The sequence below is a fragment of the Methanolobus sediminis genome, from assembly GCF_031312595.1.
Lineage (GTDB): Archaea > Halobacteriota > Methanosarcinia > Methanosarcinales > Methanosarcinaceae > Methanolobus > Methanolobus sediminis.
In genome coordinates, this window is sequence record NZ_CP133592.1 from 951,312 (window position 1) to 970,033 (window position 18,722).

Below are 18,722 nucleotides of genomic sequence, written 5' to 3' on the forward strand. Positions count from 1 at the left end.
TTTACATAAATTATATAAACTTAAAAGTATTATAGTAACCAAATGAAAAGCGGAGATACTGATCTTTTAAGCGGAAAAGGCTATGAAATAATCGAACTTTTACAGGGACTGGATGTACCCAGAACCGAAGCCATCTCTATTGCATGCCTTGTATGTGGAAATGAAATGACCTCACAGAACATTGAACAGGCATCGGGCCTCAGGCAGCCGGAAGTCAGTATTGCTATGCGTCCTTTGAGAGAAAGAGGATGGATAGAAGAAAGAAACGAAAAAAAGAATACTGACAAAGGAAGGCCTGTCAAATATTACAAACTCATTGTACCTTTTGAGGAAATAGTCAAAACCTTTGAGTCAAAGGCTCTCAGAAAGAACATGGAAATGGTTGAAGCCCTTGAGCAGCTCAAGGAACTCAGTGGTAACGGTGAATAAGATCTAAACCTGAAATTGTCATAAGAATTATTGTCAGCTTTTATCCGGGAAACATACGGGAGCGAAACCTCTCTCTTTATCGAATATCCTGCTTGCAGAAATACCGGATATTTCCATTATGAAGACTTCTACAACCATGAAGACTTCACTGTTTTCGCGCAGACATCCTGTTTTTGTAGATTCCCCACGACCTGCTGCTGAATGAAGATGAATCTTAGGTTTATCATTCTCCCAGAAGATATTTCCTATTCCTATAAGCTCATGGGCATCATGGATGCGAGCCCATTGAGGATCAGGAGGGACAATATTTTCCTTAGGACCAACCACAAGACTGGCTTCCTTTACTGCTCCAAGCATCATGAACATTGCAGACCTGATATTCTCTGAAACTGCAAGACCTTCAAGTTCCCCGAGAATGTCATCTCCCTGATCCAGACGAACAGTAAATACTCTACCTATGCTACCCTGTGAATATTCCATTAGATCACCTTTTTGCCAGATATCTTATCGAAGGGAATCAGACGCTATGCGTCCATCTACAATCCTGATGATACGATCAGTCTTCCTGGCCATTTCCTCATCATGAGTGACAAGAATAAAGGTTTGTCCCCTGTCCCGGTTAAGCTGCCTTAGAAGCTCATATATTCTGTCACTTGATTTAGTATCCAGATTTCCTGTAGGTTCATCACCTATGACGATTCCGGGATTATTGGCAAGGGCCCTTGCAATGGCAACTCTCTGGGCTTGCCCTCCGGAAAGCTGATTTGGAAGGTGATCCATGCGGTCACCCAAACCTACATCCTCCAGAAGTTTAGCTGCAATCTTCTTTGCTTCACTGCGTTTCATTCCACCAATCAGAAGAGGCATCATCACATTTTCAAGGGCATTGAAATCAGGCATAAGATGATGATACTGGAATATGAAACCCAGAACTTCATTACGCACCTTGGAACGCTCTTTTTCAGACATATCTGTAACGACCCCTCCGTCTATGGTTATGCTGCCGGAAGTGGGAGTGTCCAGAATACCTATCATATGGAGAAGAGTGCTTTTCCCCGAACCGGAAGGACCTGTTATCGAAAGGAACTCACCCCTTTTAATATCAAGGTCGACATTGTCAAGAGCACGGACTTCCACACCATTCAGATATACCTTGGATAGCCCTCTTGCCTGTATAATATAAGAAGCATCATCATCCAAATAAAAACCTCTGGTAACTTTATTTAGACTTAGACTATTTCAATCTATTTGATTTGAAGAAAAAAAAGTCAAAATAAAACTAATAAAGAAAAACGAAAAAGAAGAAAAGATCAGTAAGACGGATCCATTCCGTCTATCTGTGAAAATGCGCGATCGACTTCTTTGACAGTAGCCACACGTTCTTTTTTATCACGTTCATACTTAATAGCATCAACTGCTATGGCATAAAGATTCTCGAGTTCAGATGCAGATTCAAGTGTGAGTACTGCAAGTACCTGTGGAAGTTCTCCGTTCCTTACAATGATACCCTTAAAGACATGACCTACTGCACTGGATAACTTCTCGACTTCCGTTGAGATCTCATCGATACTGAGCCGTTCTTTGTCACCCCTGATAATAACCATTGCTCTACTTGCTTCTTTATAGACATCACTTGAGAACAGAAGACCTGAAGGCGACAGTGCTTTCTGAATAGCACTTCTTACTGGCATATCTGTATCTGCTTCAAAGAAACCGATGGTTGCAAGTCCTGCACCACCACTCATGACAGTCTTGAAGTCACCAAGGTCAGTCACCATCATCATTTCACTGTCAAGCGCATCAAGAAGGAAAAGAAGACGTCTGGCAACCATATCATTGATGCCATTATAGGCAGATTCTACATTTCCACCCATCTGTTTCAGGAACTGATTATCAGCAAGAATTATACCATCAGCACTACTCTCACGAATATCCCTCAAACAAAAAGCAGCATTCTGAAGATAGAGTGTGCCTTCTTCCCTGAATGGAAGGACAACAACTGCATAAACAGGAAAATCATATTTATCCTTGAGTTCTTTTACAAGCATTGGAGTGAATGAAGAACCAGTACCACCTGATGCAGAAGTTATAACAAAGCAAACATCAAAGTTTCCTCGTTCCTCGATCTGCCGCATAATATGGGTTTTGTTGTCTTCAAAAACGTGTTTTCCAACATTTCTGTTAGCTCCAACACCATGTAAATGAGGGATATGTATCCTGTCCTTTGCCTTTGTAAATTTCATCTCCTTGAGATCATTTACAGCGGTATTGATAGCAATGGTCTGTACATTGCTTTTGTATTTTTGTTGAGAATAGAATTTGGCAAGAGGGCTTTTTTTACCGAAAGCTTCCCTGTTAATAGCATCCAGTATGCGGTTTCCACATTGACCGTTACCAACGATGAGTATGTTGAGCAAATAATTCCTCCGAACTGTAATATAATTAAGTGTAATATAATTATAGTAAGATAAATCTTGTGATAAATCCAGTTTATGTTAACTGTAACTCTTGTATCAGAACTTATATTGTTTGTGCCTGTGATAAATCCATCCTACGATAGCTCCGATAATTATCAGAGGTATTACATAGAAATATATAGGCTGCTCGAAAAGGTAATCATATTCCCCTTTGACAACGTATATTTTATTTGTTACAGACTCTGATGTGACTTCTTCCAGTTGCGTATCTACCCCATTGTCAAAAAGATAACTGTTTTCCATAGAAAGTGTATACGTTCCAACTTCAGTAGCTTTCACAGTAAAGGTAAATTCTTTCTCCTGCTGTACACCAAAAGATTCGAGGTAAATGGTAGGGACGCCAGATATTACTTCAATATCAGATCCACTTTGGAACTCCAGACCATCTGGAATCATAATGTCAACTGTTACAGCTTTTGCAGGAGCATCACCGTTATTCTTTATTATAATAGTTCCCTGTATCTCATCATTACGGTTGACAGTATACTTGTCAAGAGTTGTTGTAAATTCAAGATCCGCATTAACCAGATCTGCAGCTGCGTTTACGATCACTGTTGGCGAATTAGAAGAAACATCATCAAAATCCAGACCCGCTTCATTTGTAAAACTTGCTGTTACCGGATTCAATGAAAAAGTACCAGCTTCGGTGGCTTTCAGATCATAGACATATATCTTTTTAGTTGAAGCACCTTTTTCTACATCAATCTTACCCGGTTCCCCAAGAATATTATCGACTAGAATAAATTTTGCCTGTTGTGCGTCTGAAAAAACAACATCTACAGCATCATCATCACCAGTATTTTCAACGGTGACGGTCACACGCACAACTTCGCCTACATCTATTTCAGACTTGTCGACTGATTTTATGATTTCAAGTGCAGGCGTTCCAGAGTAAATAGCATACTCATTACCACCATCAACAATTGAGCTTTCAAAGAGATCGCTTACACGATAGTTGTTAACAATGATGGACACTCTTGCTACAGGAAGTGTACCACTACTTACTGATATAAGGGTGACTTTCACATCTGCATCGCCTTCAAAATCAAATTCATAGGAATCGCCCACATTGATTAGGAAACTATCGACCTCATCACCATTCTCATACACATAGAATGAGGCAGAATCCGCACTAGGGAATGCATCAGTTAAATCAATTACAAAATTATTAAGTTGGTATCCATCACCTGTTGTAATAGAACCATTATAAATCTCTACTGCCGCAGCATTTCCTGCCAGTGCCAGACAGAAGAAAACCATGCACAAAGAAATAACCAATAAACGAGCAACTCGGACCATTGTTTTCCTCAAATAACAGAATTTGATTTTGTTTTTCAGGTAAAATACGCAGTTATTAATATAAACCTTATGATTATGATAATTTTTAAAGATTGTGTGAAAACAACTACAATAAATTGATTTTACTCCTGAACTTTAACAATTTCAAGACTGACATCTATCCATTGTGACCTATGGATAAGAGAACCCATGGAGATAATGTCAACCCCGGTCTTTGCATACTCTTCAAGGTTATCCATGTTAATGCCTCCTGAAACTTCAATAATGATGTGTTCAGAGATAGATGAACTTTTCAGATAATCAACTGTTTTTACTATATTTTCAGGGTCCATGTTGTCAAGCATTATAATGTCAGCACCTGCCTTAGCAGCTACCAGGGCATCGGCAGGTGACTCCACTTCAACATCTATTTTCTGGGTAAAACCTGCTTTTTCCTTTGCAGACTTTATTGCAGCTTCCACTCCCATCATCTTGACATGATTATCCTTTATCATAACAGAATCTGTGAGATTGAACCTGTGCGGGTCACCACCTCCTGCAATAACAGCCATTTTCTCATACTTGCGAAGTCCGGGTGTTGTTTTTCTTGTACATGCGATCTTTGTTTTATCGGAATAACTGCGTACTATATCCACACACCTGCTTGTGTTGGTGGCTATACCACAGAGATGTCCCAGGAAATTAAGGACCAGTCGTTCTGTCCTGAGAATTGACAGGGAACTTCCTTTCAGGGTAAATATTACATCATTCTTTGATAATCTGTCACCATTCGAATAATCTGTGGAATATTCAATCCCAAAATAATCAAAAAAGGAAATTGCAACATCAACTCCTGCAAGAGTACAGTCCTCTTTTGTGAAAATAATGGCTTCTACATTATGATCCGGAACAAGCTTGCATGAAATATCGTTATATCCAAGGTCTTCTTCCAGAAAACTTTCGATCTCGTGTGTGTATATCATATTACCTACGGATATGTATGGTAAAGTGATTTATATTCTTTCAGCATATAAGCAAAACCTACTTAACCAATCAATATAAGCAGTAAACGAAATTAATCTAATTATACTTTAATTTTCAGGGATCTAAAATGCTCAGTATAGGACTTATCGGCTGCGGAACAATAGGTACCAGCATATGTAAAGCCATTGATGACGGAACTATTGAGGCAGAGCTTGTAGCCATTTATGACAGGAACCTTGATGATGTGGATAAGCTATTGTCCACTTTAGAAAGATCAAAACCTCAGGTAATGGAAGTCACTGAAATGGTCAGGAATATAGACCTGCTTGTAGAATGCGCCTCACAGGAAGCAGTCTATGAGATCATACCCACTGCACTGCATGCACATTGCGATGTTATGATCATGAGTGTTGGTGCTTTTTCTGATGAGAAGTTGTACAAGACCATAAGAGAACTTGCAAAGGAGAACAAATGCAAGGTTTACCTTCCGTCAGGAGCCATTGTTGGTCTTGATGGTCTGAAATCAGCCTCTGCAGAGAAAATTTATTCTGTCACACTTACAACCCAGAAGCCACCCGCAGGACTTGCCGGTGCTCCCTACATTATCAGGAACAAGATAGATCTCGATAAAATAACCGGAAAGACAGTTATTTTCGAAGGACCTGCCAGTGAAGCCGTAAAGGCATTTCCTGCAAATGTGAACGTTGCAGCCACAATTAGCCTTACAGGCATTGGTTTTGAGAAAACCAAGGTCAAAATAGTGGCAAATCCGGCACTTACACGCAACATACATGAAATATCCGTGGAAGGGGCCTTTGGTGAATTCACAACGAGAGTCGAGAACGTTCCATCCCCTTCAAATCCAAAAAGCAGCTACCTGGCATCACTTTCGGCTATAGCCACCCTGAGAAAACTCTCAGACCCGATCCAGACTGGCACATGAACTAAAAACAATACTGCAGGATAGTTTTGATCCCTGCACAAAATTCAAATTTAAGGTAATGATCCCATGCAGGACACCCAAAAAACCATTGAAAGGATACTGGAACTAAAGGAAGAACGTAATGCAGTGATTCTTGCACACAACTATGAAAGAGGAGAAATACAGGACATTGCAGACTTTACCGGAGACTCACTGGGACTTAGCATACAGGCCACCGAACAGGAAGCCGATGTAATTGTTTTTTGCGGAGTGAATTTCATGGCGGAAAGTGCTGCCGTTCTCAGCCCGGAAAAAACTGTGCTGTTGCCTGAGATTCACGCAGGATGTCCGATGGCTTCAATGGTCACTGCCGAAGCACTGCGCGTGGAAAAGAAAAAATATCCTGATGCTGCAGTAGTATGTTATGTGAACTCCACAGCAGATGTGAAAGCAGAAAGTGATATCTGTTGCACGTCCGCAAACGCTGTGGAAGTTGTAAACTCCCTTAAAGAAGAGGAAGTGCTCTTCGTACCGGACAAGAACCTTGCAGACTATGTGTCAAGATTCACCAGCAAGAAAATTATCCCATGGAATGGATACTGTCCTACTCATAACCAGATACTCACCACTGATGTGATCAAAGCAAAGCATGAGCATCCGGGCGCAGAAGTGCTCGCACATCCGGAATGCAGAAGAGAGGTTATTGACCTTGCAGACAAAGTATTCAGCACCACAGGAATGGTGGAGCACGTCAAAAATGCAGGTGATGAATTCATCATTGCAACGGAAAGAGGAATCATCCACAAACTGCAGAAGGACAATCCAGAAAAGAAATTCTATAACGTATCTGAATTTACCGTGTGTCCTGAAATGAAAGCCATAGACCTTGATTCGTTATTGCTTTCACTTGAGAAGATGCAGTATGTGATCACAGTCCCTGAAGACATTAGTGCAAAAGCAAGAATTGCACTTGAGAGAATGCTGGATATAAAAAGGAACAGGTAATCTCTAAATGCAGACATATCTGAAACTTATGCGTTCAGGCAACTGCCTTATGGCAGCCATTGCCGCCCTTGTAGGAGTATTCATAGCATATAACATAGTTTCATCTAATGTCTCACCGGACTTTTATGCTGTTGCATTTCCTACAGTCCCCATTTTAGATTCATTTAAAGTGTTCCTTGTAGTATTCCTGGTAACAGGTGCAGGGAATGCCATTAATGATTATTTTGACATAGATATAGACAGGATAAACAAACCTGACAGACCAATCCCTTCCGGGAAAATCGGTCTGAAAGCTGCACTATATTTCTCACTTGCACTTTTTGCAGCAGGAAGCATAATTGCAGCATCAATCAACATTATTTGTGGAGTCATCGCTCTTGTAAATTCATTACTGCTTATTTATTATGCGAGCACTCTCAAACGTACCGCACTTCTTGGAAACATAGCAGTAGGTTATCTTACAGGTTCAGCATTCCTTTTCGGAGGAGCTGTTTTCTTTGAGTACGGAGGTATTAAAGCTGTGTTTGTCCTCTTTGTGCTGGCAACCATGGCAACAATTGCCCGCGAGATCGTCAAGGATATAGAAGACATAGAAGGCGACAGAGAAGACGGAGCACAAACACTGCCAATAATTATCGGCCCGAAAAAAGCAGCTTATCTGGCATCACTTATCGGACTTGTTGCAGTTCTGGCAAGTCCTCTGCCATATATTCAGTCACTCATGACTGTGCGTTATCTTATACTGGTAGCTGTTGCAGACCTACTTTTTGCAGTGGCCGTATATGAAATACTTGGAAAAAACAATCCTGCAAGATCCTCAAAAATGTTTAAGATGGCAATGGCATTTGCCCTTATTTCATTTATTGCAGGTGCATAAGTTTTCAGCATACGGGAATCATACCCCTTGCAAGCTGCATACAAAAGTCCTGTATATGCTCCAATTCAAAATCGATGACCTCTTCTATCTCCCTTGCAACTGAATCCACTGAACCTTTATTCATTATTACCTGAGCAGCAGCTACCTTTGGAGAATCTATGGCAACACCTATGTCACTCAAAAGCCACACATAGGCCTCTTTAACATCAGGTACTTTTTCCACTATCCTTGCTGCAATGTGATGGGAAAGCACATTGTATATCTTGCCCACATGGCTTACAGGATTCTTTCCGGCTGCTGCCTCACTACTTACCGGACGATTCAGGGGAATAATTCCATTGACACGATTACCTCTGCCAACCTGCCCGCAGTCGGCATCCTCGGCAGAAGTACCTGTTACACTGGTATAGATCCCTTCCATTCCTCTACCCGGAATGTCAAGGTTATTAAATGAAATAGATGCATTCATCTGCACATTATTTTTTTCCAGATAACCAGCAAGATACGCATTCATTGATCTGAAAATTTCCTGTTTCATATTGAAATAGTGCTGCTCCGAGTCCACAAATAAATCAATAAGAGGCATTGCAACAGTTACATCAAACTTAGAACCACGCCTTACACCCATAATCTTTACGTCTTCACCAGATTCAGGGAATTCTTCTTTGAAAACTGAAGAGTTCAGGTGTCTCTCCATATCCAGAACTGCCTGTTCCGTAAATGAAAGAGGTGCATAACCAACTGCTGCTGATGTATCGTTGGAACCAAGTATGCCTTTTTGTCTTCGGAAAATATCCGTAAGCTCTGCAGACCCGGGTTTTAGTTCCACCTGATATTCCACAAAATCTGGTTGGACAAAGCGGAGTTTCTCATCAAACCATCTTTTTGCAGTATCAACTGCTATATTGGCTACATCTATCTCGATGTCCTCAGCCTTGAAAGTTGCACGATCCCCAATGACCAGAAGCATGGGGTCTACCATAACACCACCACCAAATATCCCGGCAGTCTCACCTGCAACAAGAAGGCATTTGTCTATGTTATGATGCAGGATCGCATCGAATTTTTCAAGATATTCAGTACACAGGTTTACAGATATAGCATCCATAATAGCATCACATATGCTGTCAGGATGTCCCAATCCCTTTCTTTCCACAATTTCCAGATGTTGTTCAGAAGCACTTACAGACCTGAATTTCTCTACAGTAATGTATCTCAATTACATTCCTCCCTGATACACTGCCCACTATCGAAGCGGAATATCCGAATAATGTTTAAAATTAGACCGGATAGATTTAATAACTACTCTTATTCATGAGATAAGCCACCTGATGAGTCAGCATGTTTCAGGTATTCCTGCAATATCATAGGGAAAGTGCTTGCAGGTACGAATCTCACACCAAGTTCCTCAGCCCATTTCTGAATCCCGAAATCACTTGCTACTACTGCAGCATCCAGTTCCTTTGCAAGGATAAGTACATCAATATCCGGGGCACTGTCAAGAATACCATAACGAAGTGCCGAACGATATTTGTTCCTGAACTTCCCTATATGACTTCCTATAACCCTTCTTTCAATATCAAAACTGATGTCTTTCTTAGATTCGGCCTTTGACTCGGTGAGAAGACACTCAGTGGAAGCTTCCCAGATTGTTTCCTCGGCAATAGTCATACCTTTATTAATGCGTTCCCGCATGTGCGATACATATTCATGGAATACCTTGGAAGGAATCTGTACATTATACCTGTCAGGAGCCTTTTTTACAAGCCATGTGTCGATCTTTGCAATGACATCACTGTCACAGCCGTTGTTATGGGCGAACTCCTGCAACTCCTTGTAGACTGATGGAAAAGGCACATAGCAACTGATACCAAGATTCAATCTGGAACTGGCTATCAGGTCCAGCACTTCCCGCATACCGCCACACATGCCATCCTGTTCCAGCTTTTCTCTCACCTGTAGATCGGTCAATGCAGTTGTATCAAGAACGAAACGCTGTCTTAGCATAGAATTACCTCATATGTATCCGATCAACCGGACTTTTTTATATATAATTGGGCAGGACGAGGTTAAAGTATTTTTGGTAGTCATTAATTTACACGGCACAATAGAGGTCCAAGGTTTGTAAGAAAGAGAAGAGGAACAAGGAGGGATTTATCCCACATATTGAGAATCTCAATAATAAAAGATTCAAAAATGAAATTGAAATCTGTTCATAAATTTAAAAGATGATACATCATGGCAATAATGCTGTATTTTATTATACTTTTTTACAGGTTTAATGACGCCTGAGTTTTGCTGCTCCTAGTGTAAGAACCTGCGAATGTTCCGTAAACTGCTGTGCAGATGCCATATAGTCAAAGTTATTTGTTCAAAAAATAAGATTTGTAAATATTGAATAATCGGATTTACTCAAAAATACTTCAACAACAAATCAATTAAACAAAATTAAACCTGAAGTACTATGATATATATGTATCGGTCATTGGAACTTAGAGGGCATATAAAAGCGAACCGGTTGGCACACACAATACAATCAAAAAATATAGCATAATTTATATATTTAAAATTCACTATTTATACTTTGTGTGACGGTGTTGCACTGTTCTAAAAAGGTAAACAAAGGAATAAATATGGATTTTAAAAAAATGAATATAAGAAATAGACTTCTCTTATACATCGTTACCAGTATTATTATACTGATGGCCATAAGCACCTATGTGACCGTTCAAAAGGTCACGGAACAGGAAACAACCATGGCCTTGTCAGAGGCTGAAAGCGTTGCCAAGAGCTATGCATATCAATACGACAGTGATATGAGATCAAATCAGATGATGGCTCAAACCATGGCTACAACCATGGAAAATTATGATACGGGCAGCAGGGATGAAGTAAATTCCATCCTAAAGAGCCTGCTTGGAGAAAATCAGGGGCTTTTAGGCACATATGTTGCATACGAAGCCAACGCTTTTGATGGAAAGGATTCGGACTATGTAAACAGTCAGGGACATGACTCTACCGGGAGATTTATTCCATACTGGAGCAGAATCGGTGGTTCTGTTGCTCTTGATCCGCTTGCAGGTTACGAAACAGATGATTATTACCAGCTCCCTAAAACCCTGAAACAGGATGTTATACTTGAACCTTTCATGTATAACGGAGTCATGATGATCAGCTACGTTTCTCCGATTATAAAAAACGGAGATTTCGTAGGTATTGCCGGTGTTGACGTTTCTCTTAATTATATCGATGACGAGGTTTCAAAGGTCAGCATTTTTGATACTGGCTATGCATTCATGGTCAGTAACACAGGTTTGTTTATGTCACATCCAACTGAAAAAAACTGGATAGGTACCAAGACCCTTGCGGATCTCAATGACCCGCAGATCGATAAAATGGCAGAAGATATCGGAAAAGGAGTCAGCGGACATATAGAGGTCACTGACCCCACAACCGGAAAAGATGTTGTAATGGTATACAGCCCGGTTAAAACCGCTGATTATGCATTTGTACTGACTGTGCCCAAAGAAGAGATGTTCGCAGGCGCAATGGAACTTAGAAATCAGCTGATCATTATTTCCATTATTGGTATTATCGCAATGGCAGGAATTGCTTATCTTATAGCCCAATCGATTACCAAACCAATTAAAGAGATTGTCGTTGATTTCGAAAAGATCTCAACTGAGGCTCTTGATGGTAAACTTGATCGCAGGGCTGAAACCGATATTGGAATCGATTTTGAGGCAATCCCGAAAGGTCTGAATCATATATTGGGTTCACTTAGCAATATTATTACCGATATCAGCAGGAACTCGAATGTGATTGCAAGTACATCAGAACAGATGTCTGCTGCAATAGAGGAAGTTACTGCAACATCAGAGGAGGTCTCAAGGACGGTCGGGGAAATTGCTTTTGGAGCAAATGAACAGTCTGCAAAGGCCGATGACATTGCCCGTGCAATGAGCGATATGTCACTCAGCGTTCAGGATATTGCTACAAGTGCACAGATGTCTGCAGAGATCGCCCTGGAATCAAGTGAAAAGACAAAGGGTGTTGGCAACAGGTCTGAGGAACTGGTGAAACAGATGCAGGAGATCCAGAAAAGTTCAATGGAATCTGTTGATGCTATCAAGGAACTTGAATCAAAATCCAAGATGATAGGTGAGATCGTCAGTCTCATTACCAATATCGCAGACCAGACAAACCTGCTTGCTCTTAATGCTGCTATTGAGGCGGCAAGGGCAGGAGAACACGGAAGAGGTTTTGCTGTTGTGGCTGATGAAGTTCGTAAGCTTGCAGAAGAATCCGGAAAGGCGGCAAGCCAGATATCCGACCTTATCAATGAGATCCAGCTCGAGACTAATGTCGTGGTTGATTCAGTTGAGAGAGGAAATACTACAGTACATGAAGGTGTGACTGCACTTAATGAAACTGTCAACGCCATGAGGGAAATTGTTGAGGGTTCCATCAAGGTTTCTGAAATGGTCCAGAATATTGCTGCTGCTGCACAGGAGCAGTCTGCCAGCATTGAAGAGATCACTGCGTCTATCGAGGATGTTACATCCATATCTCAAGAGACAGCAGCAGGAACCGAGCAGACTTCCGCATCTGTGGAACAGCAGAATGCTTCCATGCATGAACTGGCGCAGAGCTCACAGGAGCTTGCAGGAATGGCAGTTTCAATGCAGGAAATGGTCAGCAAGTTCGTACTTGCCAGCGAAGAACATGTTATGCATGAGAATGCACCGAGGAGTGCACCAAAATTAGAAGGAAATAAGAAGGGACTATGATCGTCCCTTTTTGTTTTTCTTTTTATTATTTTGTTTGACTTCTTTTCTTACTGATACGCCCTTTCATCAATATCCTGCTCTTCCTCGTTTGCCGCATACATTGCAAATGATTCGGCAGCCTGCTCATAGAAATTCATAACACTGCGGGATGTTGTTGGTTTCACGCGGCTTTTGGCTTTGAGGAAGTGGTCATAAGTTATCGTTATGCCTTCTGCTTTTTTCAGGGCTTCTTCCTGACTGATACCCGGAGTTATTACTTCACGCAGGGCCAGCATTGAAGCTTCACGGCAGATGGATTCGATATCAGCACCAACGTAACCTTCGGTCATCTCTGCAAGTTCATCAACGTCTACGTCTTCTGCAAGCGGCTTGTCGGCAAGGTGGATATTGAATATCTTTTCACGCCCCTGTTTATCAGGAGGACGGACGTATATCAGGCGGTCGAATCTTCCCGGGCGCAGAAGCGCAGGGTCTACAATATCAGGGCGGTTGGTGGCTGCGACTATCACTACGTCTTTAAGTTCTTCGACTCCATCTATCTCGGTGAGAATCTGGCTTACAACACGCTCGGTTGTGTGGGCATCGATACTTGATCCACGTTCTGATGCCATTGAATCGATTTCATCGAAGAATATTATTGTTGGTGCAGCCTGCCTTGCCTTACGGAAAGTCTCACGAACTGCCCGCTCGGATTCTCCAACGTAGCGGCTCAGCAGTTCCGGTCCTTTGATACTGATGAAGTTTGCCTCACTTTCTGTAGCAACAGCCTTTGCGAGCATGGTCTTTCCGGTACCCGGAGGACCAAAGAGCATTATTCCTCTTGGTGGTTTGGTATTTACGGTCTCAAAGAGGGCAGGATATTTCAGAGGCCATTCTACAGCTTCTGCAAGTTCCTGTTTTGCTCCTTCAAGGCCGCCGATGTCATCCCATTTCACATGAGGGACTTCCACGAAAACCTCACGCATGGCTGAAGGCTCGATGTTCTTCAGAGCTTCATCGAAGTCCCTTCTGGTGACTTCAAGCTTTTCCATGAACTCCGGCGGAATTTCGTCTTCAACATCATCGATCTTAAGTTCAGGGAGCAGTCTCCTGAGGGCGTGCATTGCAGCCTCTTTACACAGGGAGGAAAGGTCAGCACCTACAAAACCGTGAGTTACTGCGGCTATTTCCTTTAGCTCAAGGTCTTTTTCAAGAGGCATCCCCCTTGTGTGAACGTAGAGGATCTGCAGCCTTCCGTCTGCATCAGGAATTCCTACCTCTATCTCACGGTCAAACCTTCCTCCACGGCGCAGGGCTTCATCAATGGAATTGGGACGGTTGGTGGCGGCTATGACTATGACCTTGCCTCTGGATGCAAGTCCGTCCATGAGTGAAAGCAGCTGAGCGACTATCCTGCGTTCCATTTCCCCGACTACTTCATCTCGTTTTGGAGCGATGGAATCTATCTCATCTACGAAAATAATGGTTGGAGCGTTGCGCTGGGCTTCCTCGAATATTTCACGGAGCTTCTGCTCGCTTTCACCGTAGTATTTGGAAACTATCTCAGGTCCGCTTACGGAGATGAAATTTGCATCGGTCTCGCTGGCAACTGCCCTTGCGATCATGGTCTTTCCAGTTCCCGGTGGACCAAAAAGCAAGACTCCTTTTGGAGGGTCGACGCCGAGCTTGTTGAATAGTTCCGGGTGCTTGAGCGGGAGTTCTATCATCTCACGCACGAGTCCAAGCTCACGTTGCAGACCTCCGATGTCCTCATACGTGACAGAACCTGCGGCTGATTCTGCTATGGCGGCTTTCTCACGCAGGTTTATCTGGGTGTTGCGGGTCACTACCACCGGGCCTGATGGTTTGGTGGAGAGTACAACAAAAGAAATTGGGTTGTTCACTGTCTCGACACGGATGTTCTGTCCTTTTGCAACGGGACGACCTTCCAGTATCCTGAGTATGAAACGTGCTCCTCCTACAAGGTGAGTTTCCCTTGTCGGTGCAAGGGTGATAGCTTCTGCTTCCACGACCTGCACTTTTTTGAGTGTAACTGAGTCATCGATACCTACTTTGGCGTTATTACGCAGGTTACCGTCTATGCGTACTATGTCCTTGCCTGCATCTTCAAGATAACCCGGCCAGACTATTGCGTAGCATTTCTCCTTGCTCTTGATCTCAATTATATCGCCGCTTATGGCACCGATCTGTTGCATGAGAGTCTTATCGAGCCTGGCAATTCCCCTGCCTGCATCCCTTGGATAAGCCTGACCTACTTTTACAGTTATTTCATCTGTCAAGCCATATCACCACATGACTGTTTTTGAATACGGTATCGACGGTCGTCATCAATAATATATTCAGCAGAAGTATGATTTAACGTTTCTGGGGTTTTTGGTGGAGGGAAGAGTGGGACGATTAAAAAAGCAGGAAATAATGTCCACAAGGATTTTTGCACGAACAACACTGCAAAGAACATTATATGTGAAGACGGTATGACAAATGATATCTGTCAGGATATACGGAACGGAAATAAACAGACAGAGAGAAATCATCCCACCCAAAGCAAGATGATTTAAACAGCATCAATAGACATGTTAAAAGATGCAATAGTAATGTGTATAAAGCAAATGAAGCATTGCATACAAGTATAAATACCATTAATTACATATTACCCATATACCTAAAAAGAGGGATGCATATGACTCCATCTAGCAACACATTAACCTATAACTTAGAGAAAGGAGAAATTAACTGGGATCCATCCCAGATGCAGATTTCAGAAATCAATCAGAATGAAGACGGAGTGTCAATTCGATTGAAAATAATGGCTCCAACTTCCAATTACACTACAGAAAACAAAAAAACCTCAAATCTTAATGACTTACCAAGCGTAGAAGAAGTAACTAACTACATATTAACAAAACCAGATTATAAACATGATAGCATCGAGCTGCAAACACATTTTTTGGGACGAATAATAAAATCAAGAGGGGCCCACCAGAAATTGTACCAGACATTTGCAGGAATAACCCGAAATGCTCGTGATGCAATCGAGAAAAAATACCAAGGAACATGGATAACTCCAAATAAAAGACGCGTTGAAGGTCAAAGACCTGTTACCATTTACGAGTTTTCTACTACTCAAATAGATTCGTAATTATGTATTTAGCTACATAATAGGAGGACTAAAAAGATGTAACCAGAGATTAAGGAACAACACCAAAAGGCACTGCTCCGTAATCGTGTGCAAGAGATACTACGGTTTGCAGATTTATAGAACTTTTGGTATAGCTAATAATTTAGCTGTAGGCATACAAACAATTGATTAACAGAGTGATTAACTTGAATAATTTGAAACTTTATTTAGATAGAAAATGGCATTCTGCTACCGTAGTTAGATATATAGATGGTGATACATTCTTGCTTAATGTTGGTATCAAAATACGTTTGTCCAACGTTAGAGCACATGAATTACACCAATATGGTGGAATGAAAGCAAAAAGAACATTATCAGGCATGATTGGTAGACATGGACGAAAAATAAAATTTAAAGGCGTCCACATCGATCGAGATAGACTTGTTGCGGAAGTAAAAAATGGTGATGGATCCATAAACGATCGAATGCGCAAAAAAGGATATAGATCAAAAGGCAGGTAATCAAACCGTGCATTATTACACAAATAAGGAGACATCATCATGTTAAATCCTCTTGAAATAATGGCAGAAAGCTTAGGCTACCAAATTGGTATTTTTGATTGGTTTTTATTGACAATTGCGTCATACATCATTTTTGGATTTGGCGGGGCAGTATTTGATACTGCCAGTAACCGGTTTAGAGACCAATCAACTGGTAGATATGTAAAATGGGAAATTCCGCTAATAACAGGAACTCTTGGAGACTTAGCCTTTTTTTATGTAACATTTCCCACAATAGATTTTTTGGACAAAGTAAGTTCTATTGCAGCACTTGTCATCTCAATAGTTCTTACAGTATATTTGGGAATGGGAACTCGAAAGAATTGAGTTCATCATTTTATTTTTTGTTTTTAAAACATTTTATTGTGGGCAACCATATCCGATGTAAAAAATCAAGTAACAAAAATTAAAAATAGAGAAGAAGTAACCGAAGTTACATCTCGTTTCTAAGTTTCTCGACAAGTTCTGCCTTGATGCAGGAAGTCCTGTCGCCGCCGCATACCATGCCGCGAACACCGATGATGTCAGGCTGGATGCGTTTGAGCATTGGGAGGTCCTCGAACTTGAGGGTTCCTGCAAGAGCGGACTCAAGACCGACTGCGCGGATAGCACTTGTGAACTTTGTAAGCTCTTCCTCGTCCATGAACTCAAAGGTTGAGCGTCCGTCCTTGATACCTGTATCGACCATCACAACATCAACACCTGCCTTTGCACCGATTGCAGGGAGGAGATGAGGGTTGATTGAATTGATACGCTCGTAATCAGAGTAACCTGATGCGACAACCTTCTTTGAAGAGTCGTAGTTTTTCACTGCCTTGGTGATGTTAGTAAGCATTTCAAGGGCCTGTTCTTCGGTCTGAACATCATACAAACCGACCTTGATATAATCTGCACCGGCAACTGCCGCACCAAGAGCAGCGAGAGATGCAGTACCAGGCTTGAAATTAAAGTCGCCGATCGTTGCACTGATAGGTTTACCGGCATTGATAGACTCCTTTACAGAGCTAATGATCCATGGGAAGTTTGCACCAAGTGAACCTTCTTTAGGATTCTTCACGTCAACAATGTCAGCACCACCTTCATATGCTGCAATTGCCTCTTCAGGGTTGATCGGACTGATGAGTAATTTCATAATTTTAACCTCTTTTTTTATAGCATGACAGATGTATCAATTATATATGTTTCGTATCATCTTCGTTCTTGATATATTCAACCAGACAATAGTCCATGCACAGGGCGGTACTCGTAGTGAATACAAGCCCATTCACTTTTCAAGTCACATATGCAACACATCCGATGCAAAACAGATAGTAGAGACCGCAAAACCAGCAGAGGTCTACATCGCAGACCTCAACCTGCTTGAGAGGATCGGCAAGAGGGAAAAGAACTTCGATGTCATACAGGCAGTCTCAGAGTATGCAAAAGTAATGCTCGACCCCGGTGTGACCTCAGTCTCAGAAACAGAGGATGTAATGGAAATAGTACAGACCGTCATCCTCGGAACCGAGACTGCCTCACTTGAAACAATAAAAGAGGCAAGTTCCCTGTACCCCGGAAGGATCAGCGTCAGTATCGACAAAAAGCATGGCAAGATACTCACCAACGACCCGAATATGCCCGATGACCCATTTAAGATCGTGGAAATCCTCAACGACTACGACCTTGCAGATATCATAATCCTCGACCTTGACAGAGTAGGAACCGCAAGCGGCGTGGATTCACAATTCTTAAGTAAGATAGTTTCAATCTCAAGGCACAATGTGCTTCTGGGTGGCGGTGTAAGCAACGTGGAAGACATCAAGACCCTGGAAAATATCGGGATAAAGGGCGCACTTGTGGCAACAGCCCTGCATAACGGCTCAATACCACTGGACATGGTCAGGCAGTGAATCACAGTAAATGAAATACTGCAACCCAACTCACCTTTTACGGAAATTTCAGAGTAATATTATATACCAATAAAAATAATCTGAAATAAAGTTCAATTTGCATTATTGAATTCAGATTTAAATTCCAATTTAAATTTTAATTATCGGTGTTATCATGGCAGACAACGAAGAAATAGTAGATATAGGCGAGAACTATGGAGAGATCAAGATGGGAGCAGGCTGGTTCCTGACCATCACGCTTGCAACAAGCGAGAGATACGAGAACGAATACATAGAGATCGCAAAGGAAAGAGGCGGACAGAAAAAGTCACGTTTCAACCTCAATCCAAAATACACACGCGTACTTGGAGAGGCACTCATCAAATTCGCCGATGAGAACGGACTTGAGTAACC

The 18,722-nt window shown here is 41.8% G+C and carries 19 protein-coding genes; 10 read left to right on the forward strand and 9 right to left on the reverse strand.

Features of this window, described 5'->3' with window-relative positions:
- The first annotated feature begins 42 nt into the window (after positions 1–42).
- Positions 43–429 (forward strand): MreA family transcriptional regulator, encoded by a 387-nt coding sequence (gene mreA, locus RE474_RS04530; RefSeq protein WP_309311789.1) that lies wholly within the window; start codon positions 43–45, stop codon positions 427–429.
- A 33-nt stretch (positions 430–462) separates the two neighbouring features.
- Here mreA and RE474_RS04535 read toward each other — a convergent pair whose 3' ends face one another.
- From RE474_RS04535 to nadC, 5 genes are all read right to left on the reverse strand, one after another.
- Positions 463–909, reverse strand: coding sequence for a PPC domain-containing DNA-binding protein (locus RE474_RS04535; protein ID WP_309311790.1), 447 nt, complete (start codon positions 907–909; stop codon positions 463–465).
- Positions 910–933: 24 nt separating this feature from the next.
- A complete protein-coding gene (locus RE474_RS04540; protein WP_309311791.1) occupies positions 934–1,629 on the reverse strand; it encodes an ABC transporter ATP-binding protein in 696 nt (231 codons plus the stop codon).
- 110 nt (positions 1,630–1,739) lie between these two features.
- Entirely contained in the window at positions 1,740–2,846 is a 1,107-nt protein-coding gene (locus RE474_RS04545; RefSeq protein ID WP_309311792.1) for an FtsZ/tubulin family protein, read from the reverse strand.
- Positions 2,847–2,942: 96 nt separating this feature from the next.
- Positions 2,943–4,205: a BatD family protein gene (locus RE474_RS04550; protein WP_309311793.1), complete on the reverse strand. Its 1,263-nt coding sequence runs from the start codon at positions 4,203–4,205 to the stop codon at positions 2,943–2,945.
- A gap of 122 nt (positions 4,206–4,327) precedes the next feature.
- On the reverse strand, positions 4,328–5,164 hold the full coding sequence (nadC, locus tag RE474_RS04555) for a carboxylating nicotinate-nucleotide diphosphorylase (RefSeq protein ID WP_309312203.1): 837 nt from the start codon (positions 5,162–5,164) through the stop codon (positions 4,328–4,330).
- 131 nt (positions 5,165–5,295) lie between these two features.
- Between nadC and RE474_RS04560 the strand changes: the two genes are divergently transcribed.
- The 3 genes from RE474_RS04560 to RE474_RS04570 all read left to right on the forward strand — a co-directional run bounded on the left by RE474_RS04560 (position 5,296) and on the right by RE474_RS04570 (position 7,972).
- Positions 5,296–6,111 carry an aspartate dehydrogenase gene (locus RE474_RS04560; protein WP_309311794.1) on the forward strand — a complete coding sequence of 272 codons (816 nt, stop codon included), beginning with the start codon at positions 5,296–5,298 and terminating at the stop codon, positions 6,109–6,111.
- Between the two features lie 66 nt (positions 6,112–6,177).
- Positions 6,178–7,095: a quinolinate synthase NadA gene (gene nadA / locus RE474_RS04565; protein ID WP_309311795.1), complete on the forward strand. Its 918-nt coding sequence runs from the start codon at positions 6,178–6,180 to the stop codon at positions 7,093–7,095.
- 7 nt (positions 7,096–7,102) lie between these two features.
- Positions 7,103–7,972, forward strand: a complete 870-nt coding sequence (locus RE474_RS04570; protein ID WP_309311796.1) for a geranylgeranylglycerol-phosphate geranylgeranyltransferase — start codon at positions 7,103–7,105, stop codon at positions 7,970–7,972.
- Between the two features lie 4 nt (positions 7,973–7,976).
- Here RE474_RS04570 and RE474_RS04575 read toward each other — a convergent pair whose 3' ends face one another.
- Together RE474_RS04575 and RE474_RS04580 are read right to left on the reverse strand one after the other, a co-directional pair.
- Entirely contained in the window at positions 7,977–9,191 is a 1,215-nt protein-coding gene (locus RE474_RS04575) for a methionine adenosyltransferase (protein WP_309311797.1), read from the reverse strand.
- An 89-nt stretch (positions 9,192–9,280) separates the two neighbouring features.
- A complete protein-coding gene (locus tag RE474_RS04580) occupies positions 9,281–9,979 on the reverse strand; it encodes an RNA ligase partner protein (RefSeq protein WP_309311798.1) in 699 nt (232 codons plus the stop codon).
- A 641-nt stretch (positions 9,980–10,620) separates the two neighbouring features.
- Here RE474_RS04580 and RE474_RS04585 point away from each other — a divergent pair.
- Positions 10,621–12,762, forward strand: a complete 2,142-nt coding sequence (locus RE474_RS04585) for a methyl-accepting chemotaxis protein (RefSeq protein ID WP_309311799.1) — start codon at positions 10,621–10,623, stop codon at positions 12,760–12,762.
- A gap of 47 nt (positions 12,763–12,809) precedes the next feature.
- Here the strand turns inward: RE474_RS04585 and RE474_RS04590 are convergent, their stop codons facing one another.
- Positions 12,810–15,041, reverse strand: coding sequence for a CDC48 family AAA ATPase (locus RE474_RS04590; RefSeq protein WP_309311800.1), 2,232 nt, complete (start codon positions 15,039–15,041; stop codon positions 12,810–12,812).
- A gap of 401 nt (positions 15,042–15,442) precedes the next feature.
- Here RE474_RS04590 and RE474_RS04595 point away from each other — a divergent pair, with 401 nt between their 5' ends.
- From RE474_RS04595 to RE474_RS04605, 3 genes are all read left to right on the forward strand, one after another.
- The gene (locus RE474_RS04595) at positions 15,443–15,901 is read left to right on the forward strand and encodes a hypothetical protein (protein WP_309311801.1); all 459 of its coding nucleotides are present in this window, start codon (positions 15,443–15,445) and stop codon (positions 15,899–15,901) included.
- Positions 15,902–16,086: 185 nt separating this feature from the next.
- Entirely contained in the window at positions 16,087–16,401 is a 315-nt protein-coding gene (locus RE474_RS04600) for a thermonuclease family protein (RefSeq protein WP_309311802.1), read from the forward strand.
- Positions 16,402–16,440: 39 nt separating this feature from the next.
- On the forward strand, positions 16,441–16,767 hold the full coding sequence (locus RE474_RS04605; RefSeq protein WP_309311803.1) for a hypothetical protein: 327 nt from the start codon (positions 16,441–16,443) through the stop codon (positions 16,765–16,767).
- Positions 16,768–16,873: 106 nt separating this feature from the next.
- Here RE474_RS04605 and RE474_RS04610 read toward each other — a convergent pair whose 3' ends face one another.
- Positions 16,874–17,572, reverse strand: coding sequence for a (5-formylfuran-3-yl)methyl phosphate synthase (locus RE474_RS04610; RefSeq protein ID WP_309311804.1), 699 nt, complete (start codon positions 17,570–17,572; stop codon positions 16,874–16,876).
- A gap of 46 nt (positions 17,573–17,618) precedes the next feature.
- Between RE474_RS04610 and RE474_RS04615 the strand changes: the two genes are divergently transcribed.
- Both RE474_RS04615 and RE474_RS04620 read left to right on the forward strand, forming a co-directional pair.
- Positions 17,619–18,329, forward strand: coding sequence for a HisA/HisF-related TIM barrel protein (locus RE474_RS04615; protein ID WP_309311805.1), 711 nt, complete (start codon positions 17,619–17,621; stop codon positions 18,327–18,329).
- A 154-nt stretch (positions 18,330–18,483) separates the two neighbouring features.
- Positions 18,484–18,720, forward strand: coding sequence for a hypothetical protein (locus RE474_RS04620; protein WP_309311806.1), 237 nt, complete (start codon positions 18,484–18,486; stop codon positions 18,718–18,720).
- Positions 18,721–18,722: the final 2 nt, after the last annotated feature.